Source organism: Acinetobacter kanungonis, from assembly GCF_009939195.1.
In the GTDB taxonomy this organism is placed as follows: Bacteria; Pseudomonadota; Gammaproteobacteria; order Pseudomonadales; family Moraxellaceae; genus Acinetobacter; species Acinetobacter kanungonis.
Genome location: NZ_JAACKC010000004.1, coordinates 209,391 through 232,832, shown reverse-complemented (window position 1 = coordinate 232,832; position 23,442 = coordinate 209,391). Strand labels below are relative to the sequence as shown.

22 protein-coding genes are annotated in these 23,442 nt (G+C 41.8%); 10 read left to right on the top strand and 12 right to left on the bottom strand.

The genetic code is table 11. The features are described 5' to 3' along the window. The first annotated feature begins 19 nt into the window (after positions 1 to 19). Positions 20 to 1,642 (top strand): inorganic phosphate transporter, encoded by a 1,623-nt coding sequence (locus GWK51_RS09355; RefSeq protein ID WP_142768115.1) that lies wholly within the window; start codon positions 20 to 22, stop codon positions 1,640 to 1,642. 362 nt (positions 1,643 to 2,004) lie between these two features. Here the strand turns inward: GWK51_RS09355 and pgaD are convergent, their stop codons facing one another. The 7 genes from pgaD to rubA all read right to left on the bottom strand — a co-directional run bounded on the left by pgaD (position 2,005) and on the right by rubA (position 9,346). Further along, positions 2,005 to 2,430 (bottom strand): poly-beta-1,6-N-acetyl-D-glucosamine biosynthesis protein PgaD, encoded by a 426-nt coding sequence (pgaD, locus tag GWK51_RS09350; protein ID WP_161933497.1) that lies wholly within the window; start codon positions 2,428 to 2,430, stop codon positions 2,005 to 2,007. Between the two features lie 26 nt (positions 2,431 to 2,456). Continuing rightward, complete coding sequence (pgaC, locus tag GWK51_RS09345) at positions 2,457 to 3,719, bottom strand: poly-beta-1,6-N-acetyl-D-glucosamine synthase (protein ID WP_161933496.1); 1,263 nt, start codon at positions 3,717 to 3,719, stop codon at positions 2,457 to 2,459. A gap of 12 nt (positions 3,720 to 3,731) precedes the next feature. Further along, positions 3,732 to 5,726, bottom strand: coding sequence for a poly-beta-1,6-N-acetyl-D-glucosamine N-deacetylase PgaB (gene pgaB, locus GWK51_RS09340; RefSeq protein WP_161933495.1), 1,995 nt, complete (start codon positions 5,724 to 5,726; stop codon positions 3,732 to 3,734). Positions 5,727 to 6,034: 308 nt separating this feature from the next. Then, positions 6,035 to 6,934: a LysR family transcriptional regulator OxyR gene (gene oxyR / locus GWK51_RS09335; RefSeq protein ID WP_161933494.1), complete on the bottom strand. Its 900-nt coding sequence runs from the start codon at positions 6,932 to 6,934 to the stop codon at positions 6,035 to 6,037. A 13-nt stretch (positions 6,935 to 6,947) separates the two neighbouring features. After that, positions 6,948 to 7,886, bottom strand: coding sequence for an esterase EstB (estB, locus tag GWK51_RS09330; protein ID WP_142768120.1), 939 nt, complete (start codon positions 7,884 to 7,886; stop codon positions 6,948 to 6,950). A 58-nt stretch (positions 7,887 to 7,944) separates the two neighbouring features. Beyond that, the gene (gene rubB, locus GWK51_RS09325; protein WP_161933493.1) at positions 7,945 to 9,123 is read right to left on the bottom strand and encodes a rubredoxin reductase RubB; all 1,179 of its coding nucleotides are present in this window, start codon (positions 9,121 to 9,123) and stop codon (positions 7,945 to 7,947) included. Positions 9,124 to 9,181: 58 nt separating this feature from the next. Then, a complete protein-coding gene (gene rubA, locus GWK51_RS09320) occupies positions 9,182 to 9,346 on the bottom strand; it encodes a rubredoxin RubA (RefSeq protein WP_100241419.1) in 165 nt (54 codons plus the stop codon). 478 nt (positions 9,347 to 9,824) lie between these two features. Here rubA and GWK51_RS09315 point away from each other — a divergent pair, with 478 nt between their 5' ends. After that, positions 9,825 to 10,370, top strand: coding sequence for an adenine phosphoribosyltransferase (locus tag GWK51_RS09315; protein ID WP_161933492.1), 546 nt, complete (start codon positions 9,825 to 9,827; stop codon positions 10,368 to 10,370). 58 nt (positions 10,371 to 10,428) lie between these two features. Here GWK51_RS09315 and GWK51_RS09310 read toward each other — a convergent pair whose 3' ends face one another. Continuing rightward, complete coding sequence (locus GWK51_RS09310) at positions 10,429 to 10,932, bottom strand: YqiA/YcfP family alpha/beta fold hydrolase (protein ID WP_100241417.1); 504 nt, start codon at positions 10,930 to 10,932, stop codon at positions 10,429 to 10,431. Positions 10,933 to 11,234: 302 nt separating this feature from the next. Here GWK51_RS09310 and GWK51_RS09305 point away from each other — a divergent pair, with 302 nt between their 5' ends. The 3 genes from GWK51_RS09305 (at position 11,235) to GWK51_RS09295 (ending at position 14,920) form a co-directional block, all read left to right on the top strand. Next, on the top strand, positions 11,235 to 11,675 hold the full coding sequence (locus tag GWK51_RS09305) for an SRPBCC family protein (RefSeq protein WP_161933491.1): 441 nt from the start codon (positions 11,235 to 11,237) through the stop codon (positions 11,673 to 11,675). A 129-nt stretch (positions 11,676 to 11,804) separates the two neighbouring features. Then, positions 11,805 to 13,331: a lysine--tRNA ligase gene (lysS, locus tag GWK51_RS09300; protein WP_161933490.1), complete on the top strand. Its 1,527-nt coding sequence runs from the start codon at positions 11,805 to 11,807 to the stop codon at positions 13,329 to 13,331. A gap of 140 nt (positions 13,332 to 13,471) precedes the next feature. After that, entirely contained in the window at positions 13,472 to 14,920 is a 1,449-nt protein-coding gene (locus GWK51_RS09295) for a capsule assembly Wzi family protein (RefSeq protein WP_161933489.1), read from the top strand. Positions 14,921 to 14,924: 4 nt separating this feature from the next. Here GWK51_RS09295 and GWK51_RS09290 read toward each other — a convergent pair whose 3' ends face one another. The 3 genes from GWK51_RS09290 to GWK51_RS09280 all read right to left on the bottom strand — a co-directional run bounded on the left by GWK51_RS09290 (position 14,925) and on the right by GWK51_RS09280 (position 17,779). After that, entirely contained in the window at positions 14,925 to 15,392 is a 468-nt protein-coding gene (locus tag GWK51_RS09290) for a hypothetical protein (RefSeq protein ID WP_161933488.1), read from the bottom strand. Between the two features lie 257 nt (positions 15,393 to 15,649). Then, on the bottom strand, positions 15,650 to 16,339 hold the full coding sequence (locus GWK51_RS09285) for a pirin family protein (protein WP_161933487.1): 690 nt from the start codon (positions 16,337 to 16,339) through the stop codon (positions 15,650 to 15,652). A gap of 171 nt (positions 16,340 to 16,510) precedes the next feature. Then, the gene (locus GWK51_RS09280; protein WP_161933486.1) at positions 16,511 to 17,779 is read right to left on the bottom strand and encodes a L,D-transpeptidase family protein; all 1,269 of its coding nucleotides are present in this window, start codon (positions 17,777 to 17,779) and stop codon (positions 16,511 to 16,513) included. 202 nt (positions 17,780 to 17,981) lie between these two features. On the opposite strand from GWK51_RS09280, the gene hemE reads away from it, so the two are divergent. The 4 genes from hemE to GWK51_RS09260 all read left to right on the top strand — a co-directional run bounded on the left by hemE (position 17,982) and on the right by GWK51_RS09260 (position 22,431). After that, entirely contained in the window at positions 17,982 to 19,052 is a 1,071-nt protein-coding gene (gene hemE / locus GWK51_RS09275) for a uroporphyrinogen decarboxylase (protein ID WP_161933485.1), read from the top strand. A 26-nt stretch (positions 19,053 to 19,078) separates the two neighbouring features. Further along, a complete protein-coding gene (locus GWK51_RS09270; RefSeq protein ID WP_328703737.1) occupies positions 19,079 to 19,873 on the top strand; it encodes a DUF817 family protein in 795 nt (264 codons plus the stop codon). Between the two features lie 142 nt (positions 19,874 to 20,015). Further along, positions 20,016 to 20,486: a DUF3015 family protein gene (locus GWK51_RS09265; RefSeq protein ID WP_142768130.1), complete on the top strand. Its 471-nt coding sequence runs from the start codon at positions 20,016 to 20,018 to the stop codon at positions 20,484 to 20,486. A 61-nt stretch (positions 20,487 to 20,547) separates the two neighbouring features. Then, positions 20,548 to 22,431: an Lnb N-terminal periplasmic domain-containing protein gene (locus GWK51_RS09260; protein ID WP_161933483.1), complete on the top strand. Its 1,884-nt coding sequence runs from the start codon at positions 20,548 to 20,550 to the stop codon at positions 22,429 to 22,431. 53 nt (positions 22,432 to 22,484) lie between these two features. On the opposite strand, the gene arsC is transcribed toward GWK51_RS09260, so the two are convergent. Then, complete coding sequence (gene arsC / locus GWK51_RS09255; RefSeq protein ID WP_161933482.1) at positions 22,485 to 22,907, bottom strand: arsenate reductase (glutaredoxin); 423 nt, start codon at positions 22,905 to 22,907, stop codon at positions 22,485 to 22,487. A gap of 88 nt (positions 22,908 to 22,995) precedes the next feature. On the opposite strand from arsC, the gene GWK51_RS09250 reads away from it, so the two are divergent. Next, positions 22,996 to 23,319 (top strand): ArsR/SmtB family transcription factor, encoded by a 324-nt coding sequence (locus GWK51_RS09250; RefSeq protein ID WP_100241405.1) that lies wholly within the window; start codon positions 22,996 to 22,998, stop codon positions 23,317 to 23,319. Positions 23,320 to 23,442: the final 123 nt, after the last annotated feature.

Genomic DNA, 23,442 nt, shown 5'->3' with positions numbered 1-23,442 from the left:
TATCCTCTTAACCGTCTGCATGAATTCAAAAATTCCTCCCGTCCAAGATCGTATGCACTCTGCATCGAACAAATCGACGAACGTGCATGTTCCGACACCGAAATTTTTTATGCCGGTGTTTTTTACGGTCATCATTTCGACCCTAATTTACATTGGGTTTCAAGTCTCTGCTGACTTGTCGCATGTACCCCCGTTAAGTTTGTATTCAGTTATTCTTTTAGCGACGGCATTACTCATTGCTTTAGGCTTTGAGTTTGTGAATGGTTTCCATGACACTGCCAACGCAGTTGCAACCGTGATTTATACCAATGCCTTGTCTGCACCTGTTGCGGTGATGTGGGCTGGTTTTTGTAATTTCCTTGGGGTCATGGTTGCCAGCGGTGCGGTTGCTTACGGCATTATCGCCTTGCTGCCTGTTGAACTGATCATGAATGTGAGTTCGGGTGCAGGTTTTGCCATGGTATTTGCCATGCTGATTGCGGCCATTCTATGGAACTTGGGTACGTGGTTCTTAGGGATTCCAGCATCAAGTTCGCACACTTTAATTGGTTCAATTTTGGGTGTGGGCATCATGAACTACCTGTTGCATTCAGGTAGTGGTGCCAGTGGCGTAGACATGGACCAAGTGATTAAAGTGGGTAAAGCACTGTTGTTTTCTCCTTTAATTGGTTTTGCATTTGCGGCAGTGGTGTTCTTGTTGGTGAAAAAAGTCTTCAAACGCCAGTTGGAATTGTTCCAGCCACCTGAAGGCAACAAGCCACCACCACCTTTAATTCGTGCCATTCTGATCTTCACCTGTACAGGCGTAAGCTTTGCACATGGTTCAAACGACGGTCAAAAAGGCATGGGCTTAATCATGTTAATCTTGATTGGTTTGGTACCGTTGGCGTACTCACTCAATAAGAACCTTGATCAGGCGCACATCCAGTCATTTGAACAGTTGTCATCTCAAGCGGCTGTGGCAATGTATCCTGCGCATGCCGACATTCCAGATGAAAAAGCACGTCAAACCATTACCACGTACATTCAAACCAAAGAAATTACACCTGAAGTGGTGCCTGCTTTGGCAAGTTTGACCGATCATTTGGGTGACCGTGTTGCGCAATATGGTGATTTGAAAAACATCCCTGAAGATGCTGTTTCTTCTATTCGTAATGATATGTATTTAAGCACGACAGCATTCAAACGTCTGGATAAAGCACACCAATTGCCTGCAATGCCAGAAGCGGATCAGAAAGTGGTGAAAGAATACCGTAGCAGTTTAGATGGTTTCTTACAGTACATTCCAACGTGGGTAAAAGTGGCTGTTGCACTGGCTCTAGGGTTGGGGACGATGGTGGGCTGGAAACGTATTGTGGTGACTGTAGGTGAGCGTATTGGTAAGCATCACATGACATATGGTCAGGGGATGTCTGCTGAACTTGTGGCGATGTCGACCATTGCTGCGGCAGATGGTTTTGGTATGCCTGTGTCGACGACTCACGTGCTGAACAGTGCGGTAGCAGGTACCATGGTTGCCAATAAATCAGGTCTCAATTTTGCCACAGTGAAGACCATTCTTTCGGCATGGATTTTTACACTTCCGGCCACCATCTGTTTGTCAGGTGGTTTATACTGGTTATTCCTCCAGTTCGTTGCTTAAGTTGTTCTAGGTAACGAAATAAAAGCGCTGCATAGTCAGCGCTTTTTTTGTGCCTGTGCAATCTGTGTAATCAGTGAATAGAGAGCTGATTGATTCCCTATTTCTGGTTTAAGCGCTGTTATTTACAGGGATTGAACAGTTCAAGCACAACCTAAAACACTCAGAATCTAGAATGATTAAAGCAGAACAAATGAACGAAGTTATGCAGGATGCAACAAGATAAGCTTGGTTGCTGAGGGTGCTACTAAGTACACATGCAGTCTGTCGAATGACTGATCATGATTGCTTAAATCGCATAAAAAAGACCTCAAGCAGGACTTGAGGTCAAAGGTGTTTACAAAGGGTGGTTATTTTTGAATTGATTATTCGAGATCAATAATTTGTCCATGGGCATTGTGATGCACCATGGTAATTTTATGCTGTCGTGATTGCTCAATTTTCTGGTGACTTAGCTCAAAATAATCAGCATATTGCTGGGTTGCCATTGGTTGCTCGTGTGATTCAACTTTGACACTCGCAGAGGGCATAAAACGGCTCCACAGCAATAAGCCCACACTGCACAGTACAAGCTCCAAACCACCATATTCAAGGCTGATGCTTAGAGCATTCAACAGATGATGTACGGCTGCACTTTTCTGTAATTGGATAAGAATCCAGACCAGCAAGAAGGGGCGCCAGAGCATCAGCCAAGCACCCCACATCAAGGCTGTGGTGGTGTTCGACACATAGCGTTTATGCCATGGCAGTAAATGACGCAAATCAATCACTAAGTCATGTTGTGATTTCATTCTAAGATACTCTAAATTAAGGAGTGTTATAAACGAATGCCACGGTCTGGGCTGACCCAGCGCGCACGTTTATCTTCGCCACGTAATAGTACTTTTGGAAACGCCATAATGGTGGCACTGATGGTGATCAGCCAGAACACAAACGGATACCAAATCATCCAAAAGTAGTTTTTACCTAAGTTGGGTTCATAACGACTATCCATCCATTTGCTTAACGCAAACTGAATGAGACAGGTGGCACCAAGCAAGACACCGCTGCCATAAGGTAAAAATGGCGAACTAATTCCACTGAGTGCAGCAATTGGCAAGATCAAATGAATGATCCATAGAATAGCCAAGAGCAACATTAAGTATGACCAGACCAAGGTTAAGCAAAGCTCTAACATCAGTGGCCATAAAAAGTTGAGTTTGGGTTGAACGAAGACATCCAGATTCTTAATGAGTACCTGAGCACCACCCATCGCCCAGCGCAGACGTTGTTTCCATAAGCCCGAAAAGGTTTCAGGCATCAGAATCCACACCAATGCATTCGGTTCAAACTGAATGTCCCAACCCGCACGCTGCAATTTCCATGTAATGTCGATGTCTTCTGTGAGCATGTTGGGTGACCAGTAGCCGACCTGATGTACTGCACTTTTACGGAATGCTGTAATCACCCCAGACACGGTAAACAAGCGTCCAAAGGTACGTTGTGCACGTTTAATCATCCCGACGATAGATGAGAACTCACCTACCTGAATGCGACCCAAGAGTGTTGAGCGAGTGCGAATACGTGGATTACCTGTTACCGCAGCAATTTTAGGATTAGCGATAAAATGTCGCATCATCCATGTCGCAGCATGCGGGTCGAGTAGGGCATCGCCATCGATGCCCAAGAGGAACTCAGCATCGGTCACTAGGCTACCCGCTTGTAATGCCATGGCTTTGCCTTGGTTTTGCGCAAGATGCACCACACGCAAACGCTCATGCTGATGCGCCAAGCGATTCAAGACTTCCGCAGTATTGTCCGAGCTGCCATCATTAATCGCAATCACCTCAAAATTTGGATAGTCTAGTTTTAAAGCGTGGCTAATGGTTTCTTCTGCATTGTCTCCCTCATTAAAACAAGGAATTAATACGGCTACCAAGGGCGAGTGGCTTAGTACTTCTGGTTGTTGATAGGCGGGTTGCTTGCGTTCTTTGGCATAGAAAATCAATGCCCCCAACATCCACAGGTAAGACATAAACAAGGGGTAATAAAATACAAAGTTGAGTGCGTGACGCAACCACAGATTGAAATGAGGAAACATGCTCAACTCCCGTTACGGAACTAATTGAGAAGATTGGGTTGCAAAGACATCATGCATGACTTTTGGATCGGGATGTCCTTGAATTGGATCATCTGGATAGTAGCCAACGTGCATAAGACCTTGCGCATAAAGAGATTGAATGGTGGATGCCAATTCCTGTGACGAGACTTTTTGGTTGGTTCTCCAATTGGTCGCCTGCAATTCAAACACAGTCTTTTTCATGCCATTGGGAAAGCTTTTCACCCGTTGTATCAGGTCACGATAAAACTGGTCTGCGTCAGGTGCTTGTTCCATATAAGGCATCGCCATAATTGCAGTAAAGTCATAACGTTTTAAGGATTCTTCAAGGGACTGTGAATACCAATTTTCTGCATAAGGCTTAAGAGCAACTTGTGCATAGAGGTTGCGTGCAGTCAGTAAGAAGGGTTCATATTGGCGTACTTCACTCGCTAACTGCATGGCAAAATCATCGATGGTTTTGGTTTTGTAGGCGGTCCATTTCTGCAATAGGGCATCATCCGCTCGGATTTGAGCTAAATCCGTCGGCAAGCCTTGAGCAGCATAGGCCTTTAATGCATCGGGGCTAGCATCTTCATAGTCGGACAGGGTGGTGTCGTCATGGAATAGAATGCCGTTAAATGGGGTGGACTTTGCCAAGTCTTGGTAAATCTCACGAATCGTTTGGCGCGCTTGAGCTGAATAAGGTGATAAACGCAAATAGCCCATATTCAGGTGATCCTGACTGACTTGTTGGGTTTCGACCACGTCTTTGCTGACAGGATCAGTTTTCGGTAATTCCCAAGCCAATAACGGCATCCACGCGTAGATCCGACTGACTTGCGTCCGCGTCTGAATCTGCCAAGCGGCATGATTAAACAAATCTGCACGCATAGGTAAATGCCGATTTGGGAAATACACCATATTGGCTGAGCCATCCCCATCAGAATCGGAAAATGCCTGTAAATAAACGGTATTTACCCCCATGGCACGAATGCGGTCGAGCAAAATGCCGAGATTGCGTTCTTGTTGTTTAGGATCGGGGTCATACACATAGTCCAAATCGATATGCATGATTTTTTGCGGGCGGTTGTTATCACCCAGATTCATTTCGCGATTTTTAATTTCCTGTGCCAGATCCGCCGTGCTCATATTGCCTTCAATCAAAATGCGGTTCAGGGTTTGCAAGGAACCTCGCACATGATCAGGACCATCATCCAGTGTGATGGTAATTGGCATGCCTAATTGTTTGGCAATCTTCACATCCTGCATGTTATAGCGACCATAAGGCCAGACCATGACACGGGGTGCTTTTAAACCGTGGGCTTGGAGTAACGCATTGTTCTGTTTTAGATCTTGGGTAATACGACGGGTAAATTGCTGGTCGTTTTCATAACGCTGGTGTTGTGCATCATATTCACGGGTGATGGCCGCGGGTTCAGAATTGCCTTGCGGGTTGGCATTAATACCACGATGCAAATTAAAACTATGATTGCCAATTTCGACCCATCCGCTGTCTTGCATTTCTTTTAATTCTGACCATGTCAGAATCTTGTCACGTGAAATAACATCATCACCAAAATGGACAGGTTGATTGGTTTTTGGGGTGAGCCAAGAACCAACCACAGCCAGTACCACAGGAATATGTTTGGCTTTTAGAATGGGGTAGGCATGGGTGTAGAAAGATTGATAGCCATCATCTACCGTCAGTAATACAGGTTTACTTGGTAAATGGTATTTGCCTTGATGTGCCTGAATAATTTGATCGACATTCACAAAGTGAAAGCCATTGTTTTGTAGCCAATCCAAGTGCTGGCTAAATTGCTGTGGCGTCACCGCATAATCAGGGATTAATGCATTCTTTTGATCGGTAATCTCATGATAGCCAATGATAGTTAGGGTCGATGGATCAACTTTTGGTGGCTCTGCTGCTAGAGTAACGGTTGCAGCCAGTGTGCTGAACAAGCCGAAAGAGAGGGACAGTAAAGGAGATGCGAAGCGAGCAAGCATAGCAATATCTTCTTAAAAACGATGCAATTTTTACGGGAGATTAGTGATCACAAAAACTCAAAATTGTTTTTATTTCTGAGAGTCGACTAAGGTCTTTTGTTCATCGCGCATTTATAAATTCTGAACCTGAACGTTTTCTTAAAAAATATTATTTTTAAATGATGGATACACAACAATAACAATAAGATGTAATTGTGAACTGCTGTTGTGGGAAATGATGCAATAGGGATTGTTATTGGTTTGCTCTAAATGAAATAGCAAAAAGCCCAGTGATTTCACTGGGCTTTTTCAAGATGGCATAGAATGCATCAATCTTGGGTGATTTTTTGCAGAATCTGTACCAGCACATCAAATTCACTTTGCAGTGGAGTACTTTTACGAGTAATCAAAGCCAAGGTGCGGCTCGGTGCATCTTGAATGGGTTTCACCACCAAATCAGGATTGGCTTTAATCATATTGGTGTGTAGCGCAATTTCAGGCAGTAAGGTAAAGCCCAAGTTTGCAGAGACCATCTCAATCAGCGTTGGTAATGAGCTTGCTTTTAAGCGGTGATCATTCTTGCGCTCACCAATTGGGCAGGCACTTAAAGCATGGTCACGTAAGCAATGTCCTTCTTCTAGCAACATCAAACGCGATAAATCCAAATCTTCCAGAGATGCCGCTTGTGCTGAACGTTGGTCAGATTTGTGGCACACCAAGAACAAGTCTTCTTTGGCAATTTCGGAAACTTTCAGTCCACGCGTATCAAATGGCAAGGCCAGCAATACCATGTCTAAGTTGCCATGTTCCAGCTTCTCAACAATTTTTTCGCTTTGCGCTTCATGCAAATGCAACTGAATTTTAGGCAATTGTTTATGCACTTCATCCAGCAATTGCGACAAAATAAATGGTGCAATGGTTGGAATCACGCCTAAATGCAAGTCACCAGTCAAAGGCTCACTCATTTCACGACTTAAACGCATTAAGTCTTGAGCATCAGCAAGTAGAACACGGGCTCGGGCGACCACTTGCTCGCCAAGTGGAGTTAAACGTACATTTTGGCGATCACGTTCAACGAGTACGCCACCCAGTAAACGTTCAAGTTCCATGATCCCACCCGAAAGGGTAGATTGGGTCACGAATGAACGACGCGCCGCTTCAGTGAAGTGCAGCGTTTCAGACAGCGTTACGAGATATGACAGCTGTCTCAGGGATGGTAATGCAGCCATAGTGTCCTAATCATTAAGATTTAAAGTGATGAGCAAATAATCCGCTAAGATGAGGAATGAAATGCGGTGGGATATCATGCCCCATTCCATCAATTAATTCAAACTTAGCGCCTGTAATTGCTTTTGCAACAGCTTTACCATGGCTAGGTGGGAGCAAGCGATCACGCGAACCATGCACCACAAGGGTTGGTTGTTGTATCTGCTTATCCAGATGTAGCAAGGAGCCTGTACATAATATTGCTAAAAACTGTTGAAGTACACCCGCTGGGTAATAACTTCGTTGATATAATTTGCGTGCGGTTTGCATGGTTTCAAGTTGATTGATATAACCAGGCGAACCAATAATATTAAAGACTTTTAAACTGTGATTGATAATTCCTTCTTCGTCATTCGATTCAGGTCTGCCAATCAGGCTAAACAGTTGTTTTGGAAATGGTGGCGGGAGTAACGGTTGATTGTTACTGGTGAATACCAATCCCAGTTTGCTGACTTTATCTGGATTTTTAGCCGCCAAAATTTGTGCGATCATGCCACCCATTGATGCGCCGAGCACAAAGACATTTTCAAGTCCCATGCGCTCAATCAACAGCGCAGCATCATCTGCCATATCATGCAAATTATAAGGTGCACCTTGGTTTTCTAAACCCAGAGCAAAACGTCCCATCAATTTAATTGTATTCAGGCGTGGACCTTGGTGGCGTATTTTAGAAGATAATCCAATATCACGATTATCATATCGCACTACACGATAACCATGATCAATCAGGGTTTTACAAAAGAAATCGGGCCAAAATAACAGCTGTGCGCCTAAGCCCATAATCAATAAGATGGTCGGATGATCTGCTTCTCCACCGACTTCGACGTGTAATTCAATACCATTCCCCAAGTCTACCTTGGTTTCATGCATAAACGGGGTGTAAGGTGAATTTTTGAATTGTAATGCGCTATTCATTCTTCTTTCTCCCCTTAAGAGGACATTCAAAAATGTGAACGTCCTCTATATATTGAACTTAAACTGATACAGGAATCAAGTCTGGAACCAACTTTGTCAACGCTAAACGTTGTTTACCTGCCGTAGCACCCAAAAGGACAAAACCACGCAGTGTTCCAGTACTGTCTAATGCTTTAGCCAACATGCCATCTTCAAACTCTTCAGTTTCCCAATTTACCTCTGCATCAATTGGTGCAGGCAGTACGGTAAGCGGTGCCGCAGGTGTTTTTACCGCAACAGGCATGGCCGGGTAATGCACTGCGGTATGTTCACCATTTAAGGTTTTGGCTAAAGCGCGCGCTTGTTGCATGATCGGCATGACATAAGGCAGTAGTGTGCCATTCACTTCCGCACAGTCACCCACAGCATAAATGTCTGCTTGATTGGTTTCCAAGTGGCTATTGGTCAGTACACCACGGCTGGTGTGAATATTGCCTGTTTTCGCCAAGCTGATATTCGGTTGTAAACCAATTGCAGAAAGCACTATATCAGCAATGACGGTTTGTCCATTGGCTAAAGTGACGAGGTAATCGCCATTTTCGACTTTAGAGACTTTTTCTACGGTTGTGCCCAATACAAAATGAATCCCTGTTTCTTCCAGATTCTCTTGGAATGCAGTCGCAATATGGGCTGGAAGTAAACGTCCTAAAGGCTGGGAAGCCAAATCAATCACTGTGGCAAAATGACCTGTATGTTGCAAATCATTGGCAAACTCACAACCAATTAATCCTGCACCTAAAATCACAACCCGTTTGTCTTGGCGTTTATCAAGATTTTCACGGAACAGTTTATAGTCACTTAATGAGTTCACGACATGAATATCATCACTACCATCACCCGCAATCGCGAGGCGAATTGGGTTTGCACCTACGGCAAGAATCAGTTTGGCGTAGTCTAAGGTGCTGGTTTGACCCTCTTTTTCTAAAAGAAGTTGATGTTGTTCGCTACGAATTTCTTTGACCCGTGTATGCGTTTCAATACGCATATTCAGTTGGGCACTCATTTTTTCAGCATCACCAAGCGCAATTTGTTCAGGAGATTTCTTGCCTGTTAATGCATTCGATAAGGTAGGCTTTGCATAATTACTGGCATCATCCGCAGTAATCATAACCAGTTGTTGTTCTGCATTGAGTTTGCGGAATTCGCGTGCCACAGTATAGCCAGCCATGCCTGAACCAATGATAACGATAGGCTGCATTTCTTTCTCCCAAAATAAGCTGTAAAAAAAGACCGCTAGGTGGGTCTTTTAGTTATTATTAAATTTCAATCATTTCAAAGTCGGCTTTGGAAACACCACAATCAGGGCAAGTCCAATCATCAGGAATATCTTCCCATTTGGTGCCCGCAACGATACCGTCTTGTGGCCAGCCTTCTGCTTCGTCGTAAATCCATCCACAAACGATGCATTGATACTTTTTCATCTGATTCTCCAATTCTGATCGGGTCAATTTAGATCAGCAATAACTCATATACCGCATGGCTCTAATGATCTAATTGCTAGCGTTATTTTCGCCTAAATTTTTACGCAGTTCTAGGACGAATGTAAAGCAAATATCGGATTTTAATTGGAGAATCCTGAATCTGAATGGCGGAGGAGGACAAAACTTATCAATTTAAACATGGCGTTGTATTTTTGTTAGACAATCTTCAATTGCATGATACAAAGCGATGGTTTGAAGCTTTATCCGACTAAAGTCGAGCAGATAGAAAAGCTATAAATTGCTATATTAGAATCATACAAGTCTATAGTTAACATTTTATATAAAAATTATTTATAAAATTCAGTTTGTTATAAATTCACTCTAAAAATATCCTCGCCTGAAAAGCTGGCTATTATCTATCCTGAAAGTTGAATAAGCGTTAAAATTCACCTATTCCTTTGGTACTAAATTCTCTCCCATGAAAAATTTGTCTGCTGTATTGTGGTCGCACATTCGTACTGTCCAAAATTTCCCAAAACCTGGGATTTGTTTCTATGATTTAACGCCGTTGTTCATGAGCAATATCGGTCCATTAGCCGATGCATTAATTGCTAGCATTCCTGAAGAACAATTGGCTGAAGTGGAAAGTTTTGTGGCTGTAGAAGCACGAGGCTTTGTACTTGCAAGCTTGCTGGCACAACGTTTAAATAAAGGGCTATTGTTGGTGCGTAAAGCAGGTAAATTACCACCACCAGTGGTTGGCGTGGGCTATAGTCTAGAATATGGCGTAGATCGTTTAGAAATCGCTGCCAATATTCAGCCGCAAAAAGTCATTATTGTGGATGATGTTCTTGCGACAGGTGGAACGCTGAAAGCTGTGAAGCAATTGATGGATAAATGTCATCATCAGGTATTGGGCGCGAGCATCTTTTTAGATCTTCCGACATTACATAAAGATTTAGGCTTTAAGGTATGGACTGTGCTAGAAGAAAGCTCGAAGCCTGTAGAAGCTGCTGTCGCTTAACGCAGTGATATTTTTAAAAAGCCAATCGATGAGAACCGATTGGCTTTTTTTATGTTCACTAAAAAATAAAGGTCTGCTCCATATAATGAATCAGTTGATTAAGATGTTCAGGTGCTGCCAGTCGATGGTGTCCACCCTCAACAGCATCGACTTGCATATACGGTTCTAAAAAAGCGGTGGTGGCGTACATGTCCAATACTTCATCACCCAGTTCAATATATGCAATTTGCGGAATATCGTGTTCTAAATCTTGTTCAGTGATTGCTGGATAATCTGCTCTAAAATCAGGCATTAAACTCGGATTGGCGATGATGCAGGGAATACGGTGTTGCAAAGACATTTTGAGCGCCCAATAGCCACCTAAACTATGACCAATCAGTAAGTCAGGTTTAATGGTAGATAAGGCATTTTCATAAAACTCGGCAACAGTCGCGTAGTTTAAATTTCTATAATCCACATCAATACAGTATTTTTTAGCAGAATCGATGGCATGGAACTTGGTTGATTCTTTAGATGAGTCTAAGCCATGCAAAAAAAGAATTTTTGATTGATCTATATTCATTGTTATCGCGTTCATACGGTCTCTTTTCACAAAGATAGAACGAATTAAAAACGTTCACTTTCAACTATTTCAAACTTTTATAATTGTACGAATCTTCAGGAGGCTTTGATCTTAGCATTTGGTCTAAGATTTTTTTGAGCGGTAAAAAGGATGGTTTTACTGAACAATAAATAAAACAACAACATGTGTGGAAATGGGTGAATTGAGAATGGATTTTTTAAATAATTTCTAACGATTTATTTTACTGCACCTGCAAAATATTCAGTAGTTTGGAAGAAGGAATCCATAAGGAGAATAATAAAATGGTAGAGCATCTACGTTATCACATCACTATTGATGCAAGTCCTGAAAAAATATGGAATATTCTTTGGTCACCAGACACTTATACAGAATGGACAATTTATTTTGCAGAGGGATCGAAAATTGAGACCGATTGGACGGTAGGTGGCAGAGCTTTATTTCTAGATCATAGTGGCGATGGACTGATTACCACGATTCTGGTGTATATCCCGAATCATTCGGTGATTTTTCAATATCAGGGACTGTTGCAAGGTGGAGTGGAAGATGTCAGTAGTCCAGAAGTACTTGAATGGCAGGGGGCATTAGAACAATATACATTGGAAGAAGTGGATGGAAAAACAGTGCTGACAGTAGAACTGGAAACGACTGAGGCTTATCAAGATATGATGGAGCAAGCCTTTGAGCATGGATTAAAACGAGTGAAAGAATTGGCAGAACAATAACGCTCAGTGATCGCCTGACAAAAATCAAAATTGCGGGTCATATATTTGTTTGTGAGAAATCATACGAATTTATGAAGGAATCTGCTATGCTAGTGCACTTCATTTTTTAGTAAATTTTTCGAGGCAGAGATGACGCAAAACAACGCTCAATCGACTTCAGAACAACCTATTTCCGAAAACGATTTAATTGCACAGCGTCATGCCAAATTGAAGCAAATTGAAGAACAAGCCAAACAAACGGGCGTTAGCCCGTGGCCGAATGCATTTAAGCGCGAACATTATGCGCAAGATTTACAAGAACAATTCCAAGATCAATCGAAAGAACAGATTGAAGCGGCTAAACATGTTTATGTAAAGGTTGCAGGTCGTGTCATGTTAAACCGTGGATCATTCATTGTGATTCAAGATATGACAGGTCGTATTCAGCTTTATGTTGCACGTAAAGAATTAGACGAAGCTACTTTGGCGACGATTAAAGGTTTAGACCTTGGCGATATTATTGCTGTTGAAGGTTACATTGGTCGTTCTGGTAAGGGTGACTTATATGTGCATATACAACATTTTGAATTATTGACTAAATCTTTACGTCCATTGCCAGACAAGTTCCATGGTCTAAATGATACGGAAGTAAAATACCGTAAGCGTTATCTTGACTTGATTGTGAATGAAGAAACACGTAAAACTTTTGAGATTCGTGCCAAAGTGGTTGCGGGCATTCGTGCATTTTTAAACAATGAACGTTTCATGGAAGTTGAAACGCCAATGATGCATGTGATTCCTGGTGGTGCTTCAGCGCGTCCATTTGAAACACATCATAATGCTTTAGATATGCCATTGTTCTTGCGTATTGCGCCAGAGCTTTATTTGAAGCGTTTAGTGGTGGGTGGTTTTGAGCGTGTATTTGAAATTAACCGTAACTTCCGTAATGAAGGGGTTTCAACACGTCATAACCCAGAATTCACCATGATTGAATTCTACCAAGCCTATGCAGATTACAAAGACTTGATGGCTTTGACTGAAAATATGCTGGAAAAATTAGCTTTGGATATTTTGGGTACCACAGATGTGCCATATCAAGGCGAAGTGTTCAGCTTTAAAGGTCCATTCAAGAAAATTTCAATGTTTGATGCGATCTTAGAAAACAACCCTGAGTTTACGCCTGAAAATGTGAATGATCGTGAGTTCTTGGCGAAGTTCACCAAAGACGTATTGAAAGAAGAAGTAAAGCCAGGTTTCGGCTTAGGTAAATTGCAAACTATCGTGTTTGAAGAAACAGTTGAGACGAAATTACGTCAACCAACGTTCATCACTGAATATCCTGCTGAAACTTCACCTTTAGCACGTCGTAATGATCATAATCCACATATTACGGACCGTTTCGAGTTCTTTATTGGTGGTCGTGAATTGGCAAATGGCTTCTCTGAGTTGAATGACCCGATTGACCAAGCGGAACGCTTCCAAGCTCAAGTTGAAGAGAAAGATGCGGGTGATGACGAAGCCATGCATTATGATGCAGAATTCGTTGAAGCTTTAGAGTATGGTTTACCTCCAACTGCGGGTGAAGGGATTGGTATTGACCGTTTGGTGATGCTGTTTGCTGATGCGCCAAGTATCCGTGATGTGATTTTATTCCCACATATGCGTCGTAAAGACTAAGTCTAAATACGATTTCAGAAAAACCCGCTTTATGCGGGTTTTTCTTTGCAATTTACAACAAAAATCATTACTCCAGTTGCAATCTTGTATCAAAGAAAATATGGTAGTCGGCAGAATTAAGTAACGAGAAAGTCACGATAATGTATTTAAAAAAATCTTTAGTTTCGGCGTTGTTTATGTTGTCAGCGTCATCGGGTTTTGCGCAAGGGATTGTCGTGAATAATGAAGATTTACGTTCAGATTTGAACTGGTTAAATCAACAGGGTGTTATTCAAATCAGTACCTCTACATGGCCAATGAGTGGCGATGAGATTCAACGCGCTTTATCTCAGGCTCGTATTAGCCAACCTGCACAGCAAAAGGTGGTGGATTCAGTTCTGGCCAGCTTGAAAGCAGACAATCATATGGCTAAAGTGAGTTTATATGCTGCAACGGATGAAAAGCAGTTTCCACAAGCCTATGCTGAAAGTAATAAAGCACAGTATGTTGGTGCCTTAGAGCTCAATGCGGGTGGTGCAAACTGGGATGCCAAATTAAAGATAAATGTAGAGCAAGGTCCATTAATTGATAACGGTCAGGATCGCGATATCAATGTCGAGGGATCATACCTAGCAGGCAAACTTTGGAACCAATGGTTGATTGCGGGTCAAATGCCAACCTATTGGGGATCAGGTCATGATGGTAGCCTCATTCGTGGTGATGCAAGCCGTCCCGTCTATGGTTTAACCATGCAGCGAGCTGATCAAAGTGCCTTTGAAAGTAAATGGTTGTCTTGGATTGGACCATGGCAATATCAAGCTTTTGCTGGACAACTTGATGATTATGATGCGGTTCCAGATGCAAAACTCATTGGTTTACGTGTAACAGCACAACCTTTACCTTATTTGGAATTGGGTGCATCGCGTGTGATTCAGTGGGGTGGTGAAGGACGCTCAGAAAGCTGGGATTCTTTTTGGAATGCCATTAAAGGCAATGATAATTTCTACAATGCAGATGATGATAAGTCCAATCAATTGGCTGGATTTGATGCACGTTTGAATTTGAACCAGTGGTTGAATACCCCAATAAGCCTATATGGCCAATATATTGGGGAAGATGAAGCGGGATTATTACCTTCGAAAAAAATGTATTTGGCAGGTGTCGATTACTCTTCAAATTTTAAGAACATGCCATTTCAACTGTATACAGAATGGGCGGATACCCGTACCAATGGCGATGTAAAAGGTATTTCTTATAATCATTACGTGTATAAAGATGGTTATTACCAACATGGTTTCCCTTTAGGTCACGCGATGGGCGGGGATGGAGAAATGTATTCTGTCGGTGGTAATATCCGATTCGATCGAATGAATCGTGTCTCTGGTCGTGTATTGTTTGCAAAAGTGAATCAATCGAATTTGGATATCAATCAAGCATTTCCAGAGAAAGATGAAGTGAAAGCACTCGACTTAACATGGTCACATTATCTTCGTCCAGATATTCCTTTGAAACTCAATGGTTGGGTAAGCGATTCTGATGTACATGGTAATGATACTGGGCTTTCAGTTGCTGTAGATTTACCATTAGATCCACAAGCGTGGGGTTATTAATTTTCTAAGATAAAAAAACCTCACCATGGTGAGGTTTTTTTATGCCTGAATGGCTTGTAGGATTCTGACTTGTCATCGACAAGAGCTGTTTATAAATAAATTGTTCAATCCATTTCATTGGTTTCCCTATAGGTGTGATTTTGATTGCAGTTTGAATAAATGCCAATGGCTCTATTCGGTTTAGTTCATCGTGTAGGTGTTCTTCAAGTTTAGTGGAAGGTGAATGTAGCGGAAACTCCAGCAGATAAAATCCTTTGGGATAATTATAAAAGCTATACACTAGATTAAAGGCACGTTGTTCACCTTTCAGATTTTGTATTGCAATTTCATATTCTCGGTTGGGATTACTGTGGGTCATTCCAACAAGTAGGCTAAGCGAGTCAGTATTGATGTGAATTGCAAATTGTAGCCCAATTTGATTTCCACTTAATTCATGTTGAGCAAATACATTAAAAGCGCTTCCGCCTTCCATGAAGGGTTCTTGTAAAACTAATATTGAATTGTGTTGATGGATATGTCCAGCCAGATGATGGGAGATAATTCGGGATTTTATGTTCTCGATGTCCAAAATGGAGACTCTGAAGCTTAGAGTTCTAAAGTTTAGTTATTTTGTGAATCGGTGCGAATCTTTGGATAATATCCATAATGTCTAATTTAATAAAAAGCAGTTGTTGGATTTAGACATCATATGGAAATCTATCCCGCGTCGAAACACGGGATAGAGGTGAATTAAATAGGTAAATCAAACCAGATAAATTGACTGTCATTCAAGGCTTTAAGCTCAGTCTCTTCTGCAAATGCTAAGGCATCGCCTGCATGTAATTTTTGACCTAAGATTTCGATTTCACCTGAAATCACATGAATGTAATTCAATTTCTGCGTAGCTTTTACCACTAAGGTATGAGAAGTTTGTAGGAAAGCAGTTTTAACTTCTGCTTGCTGACGAATGTGCATGGCGGCATGCTCATCTGGACCTGCAATCACATGCCATTGATTCGGTTGTAACTTCGGATCACACTGGATTTGCTGGTAGTTAGGTTCAGCATTGCGTTCATTTGGGTGGATCCAGATTTGCAACATGTGTACAGGAGTATCTCTCTGATTGATTTCACTATGTTGTACGCCTGTACCTGCACTCATCAACTGCCATTCACCTGCAGAAATATGACGTTCATTGCCCATACTGTCTTTATGGGAAATTGTGCCTTCCAGTACGCAGGTCAAAATTTCCATATTGTCGTGCGGATGAGTGCCAAAACCATTATGGGCTGCAATCCAGTCATCGTTAATGACACGTAATACACTCACACCCATGTATTTAGGGTCGTACCAACTCCCGAATGAAAAACTGTGTTTGGATTCTAGCCATCCCGCTTTGACATGACCGCGATCTTCACTACGATGTAAATAACTTTGCATGACCGTTATCCTGTTTGAATTTATGCTTAAGTTCATCATAGTGTTTCATTGTTAAGGGTTAAATATTATTAAGGCGACAAATCATTCTATATTTGCAACAAAAGGCTGAATAAAATTGTTTGCATAAAAAAGCCTGCAGAAGCAGGCTTTTTGATTTGAGGATAAATAAAATTACTCAAGGAATTTAACTGTTACGCCAGAACGGACTTTTTTACCTAAATCATTGGCATCCCAGTTGGTCAAGCGGATACAACCGTGTGATGCAGTTTTAGAAATCGCAGACGGGTTTGGTGTACCGTGAATACCAAAAGATTTTTTGCTTAAACCAATCCAGATGTTACCCACTGGACCATTCGGACCTGGTGGTAAAGACAGCGGTTTTAAGTTTTTGCCTTGAACAAAGTTACTTGGTGAATAGCTGTACCAAGGATTTGGAGCCACACCCGTCACTTTATAGGTGCCTTCTGGAGAAGGAGTGTCTGAGCTACCAATCGTAGCAGGGAAAGATGCGATCATTTGATTGCGGCTATTAAAGAGATACAGTTGTTTTGCACCTTTATGCGCTACGATCAAATGAATGTCTTCAGGTAATTCATTGCGAATATTGGTCACAATGATTTTTTCACCCGCTTTTTTAAAGGTTGCTTTTGGATTGAGTTTCTTTAAGAAATCTTCATCCATATGGAATTTTTCACCCAACATTTCCGTGACACGGGTGTAGTACAAACCTTTCATTTTGGCTTGTAATGCATAGTCGTGCGGAATAGAAGGTGCATATGGACCTTGAAGGTCAGCATCGGTAATGGTGTATTCTACAAATGCAGGACGATTCCCTTGTTTAGCAATCAAGGCATCCCAAGTTTCTTGGGTTAATGTTCCAGTTGGTTTTAGACCATTCATTTGCTGGAATGTTGCCAATGCTTTTAAGGTATTCTTACCACTGGTACCGTCAATTGCACCCGGTGAAGCATGTGCATTGTTCAACATGACCTGAGTACGTGCATAGACAGGAAATTGACCTTTGCCAATATTGTCATACCAAGCTGCATTGTTTAAGCCATCAAGTGTCCAAGATGCTTTAGCCGCTGGCGACGTTGCAGTCGTGGTTGTAGAACTTGCAGTTGTTGAGCTGGTTGCAACAGGTGCACTTGCAGGGGCTGCGCCAATATCTGCAGTGTTGTCTTCAGTTTGTTGAAGATTTTGCAGGGTTTGAGAAGCTTTGTTTAAATCCTGTTGTTCTTGAGGCGTAATTTGCGCATCAGCATTGACATCTTGAGCTGAAGAAGCAGAGCCTATCGCAAGAGGATTAATTGGATCTTCTACGGCAGTATTGGCAACGACTTTGGGATTTAATGGTTGTTCAGCAGTAGTAGCTGTGGCAAAAGCTGTGCCAGCAAAAATGCAACTTAAACTCATGGCGAGTATTGTGCGAACGAACATGTAATTCAACCTTAAGAATTATTCATTTACTAAGTGACAAACGACGCAAGTATTGCAGAAAAATCGGGGAGATGCAGTATTTGTTTTGTGTAAATGTACGCTTTTAAGTGCAGAACATTGCATTTTAATCGTACGAGAAGTTATTAAAATTTAGTCCTTTTTGCTATGATGCTGCAAAGATTAAATTAAGTTAGGAAAGTCAATGGCGACCTTAAAAAATGATCGTTTTCTGCGTGCCTTATTGCGTGAGCCTGTTGATACTACACCTGTTTGGATGATGCGTCAGGCAGGGCGCTATTTACCTGAGTATCGTGAAACACGTGCCAAAGCGGGTGACTTCCTTTCTTTATGCAAAAATACTGAATTTGCCTGCGAAGTCACGTTGCAACCATTACGCCGTTATGACCTAGATGCAGCAATTCTTTTTTCAGATATTTTGACTGTTCCAGATGCTTTGGGTTTAGGGCTTTATTTTGAAGCGGGCGAAGGTCCAAAATTTCACAAAACGATTCGTACTGAACAAGATGTCATGAATTTGCCAGCATTCAATGCAAAATCCGATTTAGATTATGTCATGAATGCCGTTTCGACAATTCGTTCCGCTTTAGCCGGGCAAGTCCCATTAATTGGCTTTTCGGGCAGTCCTTGGACTTTAGCTACTTATATGGTTGAAGGTGGTTCGAGCAAAGATTTCCGTTTCACCAAACAGATGATGTATGCGCAGCCTGAAGTGTTACATGCCTTGCTTGATCGTCTCGCGATTGCTGTAATTGATTATTTAAATGCACAAATTGATGCGGGTGCACAAGCCGTTCAGATTTTTGATAGCTGGGGCGGTGCATTGGCGCATCGTGAATATATCGAGTTTTCTTTAAACTACATGCACAAAATTGTGTGTGGATTAAAACGTGAAAAAGATGGTCGTAAAATTCCTGTCATTTTGTTCACCAAAGGTGGTGGTCAGTGGTTAGAGCCGATGGTTGCTACGGGTGCGGATGCGTTTGGTTTAGACTGGACCACACCACTTTCCGCTGCCCGACGTGTAGTGAATGGACGTGCAGCCTTGCAAGGTAATTTAGACCCTGCAACTTTATATGGCTCATCAAAAACCATTCAAAAAGCGACCCAAGCGATGTTGGATGAAGCGTATGCCAATGGTGAGAAAACAGGTTATGTTGCGAATTTGGGACATGGCATTACCCAATGGGTGAACCCAGATCAGCCAAAAGTGTTTATTGACACGGTACATGAATATAGCGCTAAGTATCTATAACAGGGCTGAGTTGTATCGTGTTACGCATCGCTCAATCTTGTTTTGAATTTTCCTCTAAGGCAGCTTCGGCTGCCTTATTTGGAATTTTATTGCTCATCGCTTTTGTGGTGACAGCCCCTTTAGGCTATGAACAGCATTTTGGTTTTTATCGCTATGACTATTTATTGTTTTATGCGCTGATTATTCAATGTTGTTTATTGTATTTAAAATTAGAGTCATGGGCTGAAGCCAGAGTCATTGCACTGTTCCATATCATGGCAATGGGGATGGAAATTTTCCTGACTCATCCTGCGATAGCCTCTTGGCAATATCCTCAACCAGCAATCTTTAAATTGTGGACCGTGCCTTTATTTGCTGGCTTTATGTACTCTGCTGTAGGCAGTTTTTTTGCACGTTCCTTACGCCTGTATAATGTGTCATTTGAGGCTCTACCCAAATTTAGCCACATGCTGATTTTGGCGGTATTGTCCTATATCAACTTCATGAGCAAGTTCTTTATTCCAGATATTCGCTATGTATTGTTTGGCTGGAGTGTGCTGATGTTCTGGAAAACCAAAATTCGTTTTGAGTTGCAGCATCACAGCATACAACTGCCAATGTTACCGATTTTATGGCTATTGGCTTTTATTATCTGGATTGCTGAGAATGTCAGTACTTTTTATAAAATCTGGCTGTATCCCAGTCAAGTAGATGCTTGGCACATGGTCGGATGGGGCAAGCTCGGTTCATGGTACTTGTTGTTATTGCTCAGTTTAGTTCTGGTGTTGAAAATACTTGGAACACGGGATTTACAAGGCTGTTGGAAGCTAAATAATGATTGATTTCAGTTGCTTAAAACGAATTTTATAACTTTAGTATAAATTGTTTTGCGTTATTAGAGATATACGGATAATCTAAGTTTGTGTAATCCATCATTACATGTAAATAATTAGAACACTCAGAGAAAAATTCTGGAGAAGTGCAATGTTAAAAAAAGTAGCGTTAGCAGCAGTATTGGCGATAGGTTCTACAGCAGCATTTGCAGATAACGATGCAGGTTGTGGTATTGGTTCTGAGATTTGGGCTGGTCAATCAGGTAAAGTGGCAAAATTACTTGCTGCAACAACAAACGGTCTATTTGCTAACCAATTATTCGGGATTACGTTCGGTACTTTAGGTTGTAGTGGTTCTGGTACAGTCACTGCGCAAGTTGTCACATTCACCAATGAAAATGCAGAATCACTTGCACGTGATATGGCGGTAGGTCAAGGCGAAAGCTTGAATGTATTGGCTGAGTTAATGAATATCAAAGCAGAAGATAAAGCTCGTTTCTTCGCAGTATCTAAGCAAAACTTTGCTGAAATTTACTCTACAGAGAATAAAGATTCCTACAAAGTTTTGACATCGTTACAGTCTGTCATGGCTAAAGATGAAGTTCTCAAAGCTTACGTCTAATTGATTCTTATAAAACCCTGTCAACAAGACAGGGTTTTTTATATCTAAAAATTATATTTGAATGAAAAAGATTGCATTATTTACCGCTTTATTGAGTTCAGGCATGGTCTATGCCATTGAACCTTCATCTTCCATTCCTTATGTGCAAATGGCGACACAGAAACAACTGGCACAAAGCACCACATGGCAACGCTTAATGTATGCTGATGCGAAAGGGCAGAGTGAGGTCAGCTATGCAGGTTATTTTGTCAGTCCTGATGGTGCCAAGCATTTACAAAATGAACTCAATGCCAATATTGACGCCTTATTCTTAACAGCAGCGCCAAATCAATCGGTACGTTGCCGCTTTCCCGCCCGTAGCCAATGGTTGATGCAGCAGTTGAATATTCCTGCAACAGCGTTGCCTCAGGTTGAATGCCCTGAACTGGACAAGTGGATTGGGGAAATTAAACCCTATAAAGCCACGCTGATTTATGCCACGGACTTTATGGGCAATCCAAGTTCGATGTTTGGACATACTTTGCTGCGCCTTGATCCCAAAGACCAAAAGCAGTTAAACCTTGTATCTTATGCTGTAAATTATGCAGCGACTGTGGCGGGTGCAGATGGCTGGTCTTTTGCTTGGAAAGGCTTAACGGGACAGTATCCAGGTGAGTATTCCTTAATGCCCTATTACCGCAAGGTAAAAGAATATGGGGATTTGGAAAGCCGTGATTTATGGGAATATGAACTCAATTTAAGCCCTGAAGAAACTCGTTTTTTGGTGCAACATATTTGGGAAATGCAGCATGTGAGTTTCCCGTATTATTTCGTCAGTGACAATTGTGCTTACCGTTTATTGGGCTTGATTGATTTGGTTCGACCAGAACTCAACCTTAAACAGCAGTTTAAAGTGGCTGCAATTCCGATGCAGACCATTAAAGCCATAGATCAACAAGGCATAGTCAGTGATACGGTTTATCGTCCAGCATTAGAAACGCAATTATTGGCGCAAGCGCGACAGCATGGACAGAGCCTTGCACAAACTGCACATCAGGTGGCCTTTGCAGAGCAAAAGCAACGCGTGGACATTTTGGCACCTTATTCAGCAGTGGATCGTGCCAAAATTTTAGAAATGGCCTATGACGATTTATATCTCCAATTTGTGGCGCGAAAAGTCGAGGTGGCTTTTGCACAACCTAACTTACGTGAATTATTGACCTTACGTAGTGAGATTGATCTAGATAAACAGCGCCAAGCACCTGAGCGACCACGGATAGATCCGACTCAATCACATGATGCACGTAATTTCTCGTTCAAAGCGGGTACTGTGCAGGGCGATGAATTTATTGAACTGGGACATCGACAGGCTTATCACGATTTGATTGATCCGCAAGGCGGCTATCGTGTGGGCACGCAACTCTTATTCTGGGATGGCTCGATTCAATACCGTCAGGATGAGTTGAAACTGGAGCATTTTGACTTTCTTACCGTGAACTCTTATAACCCGATTACGGCATTTAAAACACCGCTCACGTGGGGATTTAATTTTGGCTGGCAGCAAGAAGCACTGACCTCATCAGGTAAGTTTAGCGAGCAGGATCAACATGGTGTAGTGAGCCTAAAAACCCAAATGGGCTATAGCTATGCCGATGCTAAACGAGAGAATTTGTGCTATGCCCAAATGCAAACTTATCTGCAAGGTGGAAAATCTTTAGATAAAGGCTGGCGTATAGGAATGGGACCAACCGTGGGTTGTCAGAATATTTGGACCGATCGGATCAACTCGATTGTGCAAGTTGAATTGCCTTACTGGGAAGATTCACATCAATGGCAAGTACGATTGAACTCACAAGTGCAATATGCATTGAATGCGCAGAATGCATTAAGAGTGGGTTGGGAATACCAAGTGCAAGATCATCAGGACTGGAATAAACTGAGTTTTGGTTATGTGCGGTTTTTCTAAATAAGAAAATAAAAGAAGGCACTTTTAAAGTGCCTTCTTTTTTACTGTCTATTTTATTTTTTGATCAGTTGACCTTGTTCATCGATGAGTAATTCACCATCTTCTTTGCTAAAACTACCACGTTGTGGGGCAGACAGAAGATCTAAAACAACTTCTGAAGGACGGCATAATTTTACGCCAAGCTCTGTTACAACGAAAGGACGATTGATTAAAATTGGATATTGCAGCATAAAATCAATGAGTTGCTCATCAGTGTGGGTAGACTGTTCGAGCTGTAACTCTTCATATGGTGCTACTTTTTTTCGTAAAACTTCACGAACTGAGAGGCCTGAACGCTTGATTAAATCGATCAATTCCTGTTTAGTAGGCGGGGTTTTGAGATATTCGATAATTTCTGGTTCTTGGCCTGTATTTTTTATCAGACCAAGGGTATTTCTGGACGTACCACAAGCAGGATTATGATAGATCTTAATCATTTCGACATCTTTTTTTCGTTAAAATAAACTCTGTTGCATTTATATATGGATATCCGTATATTTGCAATCATTAATTTTGGGCTGCAAAATGGATCAAACTGATTTCTTCAAATGTCTCTCTGACCCAACTCGCTTGGATATTATGAAGTGGGTAATGGCAAGAGAAAATGTCTGTGTGTGTGAGTTGACTGAACTATTACAACTGAGTCAGCCAAAAATTTCACGGCATTTGGCTTTATTAAGAAATTTGTCGGTTTTATTGGATCAGCGTCAAGGGCAGTGGGTGTATTACCGAGTGAATCCAGACTTACCAGAATGGGCAAATGACGTGTTATCCATTATCGCCAAGACAGCAGAAGCCAATCCTCAGGATTCTTATTTGAATTCGACTGTCAGTGTTCATTGTGAATAAGCATCTCAAATTAATGATTTAGACTTTGATGATTGGTCAAGATTTGGCGACCTGATTGCCTATTTTCCTGAGAACAGTCTGAAAAGGTATAAGCCATTCGAGCCTTATCAGCTCGAATTTAAT

Excerpts from the sequence above, each read along its gene's own strand:
- GWK51_RS09295 (WP_161933489.1), top strand. The coding sequence starts at position 13,472 with ATGTATTTAAAAAAATCTTTAGTTTCGGCGTTGTTTATGTTGTCAGCG.
- GWK51_RS09315 (WP_161933492.1), top strand. The coding sequence starts at position 9,825 with ATGAAAAATTTGTCTGCTGTATTGTGGTCGCACATTCGTACTGTCCAA.
- GWK51_RS09280 (WP_161933486.1), bottom strand. The coding sequence starts at position 17,779 with ATGTTCGTTCGCACAATACTCGCCATGAGTTTAAGTTGCATTTTTGCT.
- GWK51_RS09260 (WP_161933483.1), top strand. The coding sequence starts at position 20,548 with ATGAAAAAGATTGCATTATTTACCGCTTTATTGAGTTCAGGCATGGTC.
- pgaD (WP_161933497.1), bottom strand. The coding sequence starts at position 2,430 with ATGAAATCACAACATGACTTAGTGATTGATTTGCGTCATTTACTGCCA.
- hemE (WP_161933485.1), top strand. The coding sequence starts at position 17,982 with ATGGCGACCTTAAAAAATGATCGTTTTCTGCGTGCCTTATTGCGTGAG.
- oxyR (WP_161933494.1), bottom strand. The coding sequence starts at position 6,934 with ATGGCTGCATTACCATCCCTGAGACAGCTGTCATATCTCGTAACGCTG.
- estB (WP_142768120.1), bottom strand. The coding sequence starts at position 7,886 with ATGAATAGCGCATTACAATTCAAAAATTCACCTTACACCCCGTTTATG.
- rubA (WP_100241419.1), bottom strand. The coding sequence starts at position 9,346 with ATGAAAAAGTATCAATGCATCGTTTGTGGATGGATTTACGACGAAGCA.
- GWK51_RS09250 (WP_100241405.1), top strand. The coding sequence starts at position 22,996 with ATGGATCAAACTGATTTCTTCAAATGTCTCTCTGACCCAACTCGCTTG.
- GWK51_RS09355 (WP_142768115.1), top strand. The coding sequence starts at position 20 with ATGAATTCAAAAATTCCTCCCGTCCAAGATCGTATGCACTCTGCATCG.
- GWK51_RS09310 (WP_100241417.1), bottom strand. The coding sequence starts at position 10,932 with ATGAATATAGATCAATCAAAAATTCTTTTTTTGCATGGCTTAGACTCA.
- GWK51_RS09265 (WP_142768130.1), top strand. The coding sequence starts at position 20,016 with ATGTTAAAAAAAGTAGCGTTAGCAGCAGTATTGGCGATAGGTTCTACA.
- rubB (WP_161933493.1), bottom strand. The coding sequence starts at position 9,123 with ATGCAGCCTATCGTTATCATTGGTTCAGGCATGGCTGGCTATACTGTG.
- GWK51_RS09285 (WP_161933487.1), bottom strand. The coding sequence starts at position 16,339 with ATGCAAAGTTATTTACATCGTAGTGAAGATCGCGGTCATGTCAAAGCG.
- pgaB (WP_161933495.1), bottom strand. The coding sequence starts at position 5,726 with ATGCTTGCTCGCTTCGCATCTCCTTTACTGTCCCTCTCTTTCGGCTTG.
- arsC (WP_161933482.1), bottom strand. The coding sequence starts at position 22,907 with ATGATTAAGATCTATCATAATCCTGCTTGTGGTACGTCCAGAAATACC.
- lysS (WP_161933490.1), top strand. The coding sequence starts at position 11,805 with ATGACGCAAAACAACGCTCAATCGACTTCAGAACAACCTATTTCCGAA.
- GWK51_RS09305 (WP_161933491.1), top strand. The coding sequence starts at position 11,235 with ATGGTAGAGCATCTACGTTATCACATCACTATTGATGCAAGTCCTGAA.
- GWK51_RS09290 (WP_161933488.1), bottom strand. The coding sequence starts at position 15,392 with ATGGAAGGCGGAAGCGCTTTTAATGTATTTGCTCAACATGAATTAAGT.
- pgaC (WP_161933496.1), bottom strand. The coding sequence starts at position 3,719 with ATGTTTCCTCATTTCAATCTGTGGTTGCGTCACGCACTCAACTTTGTA.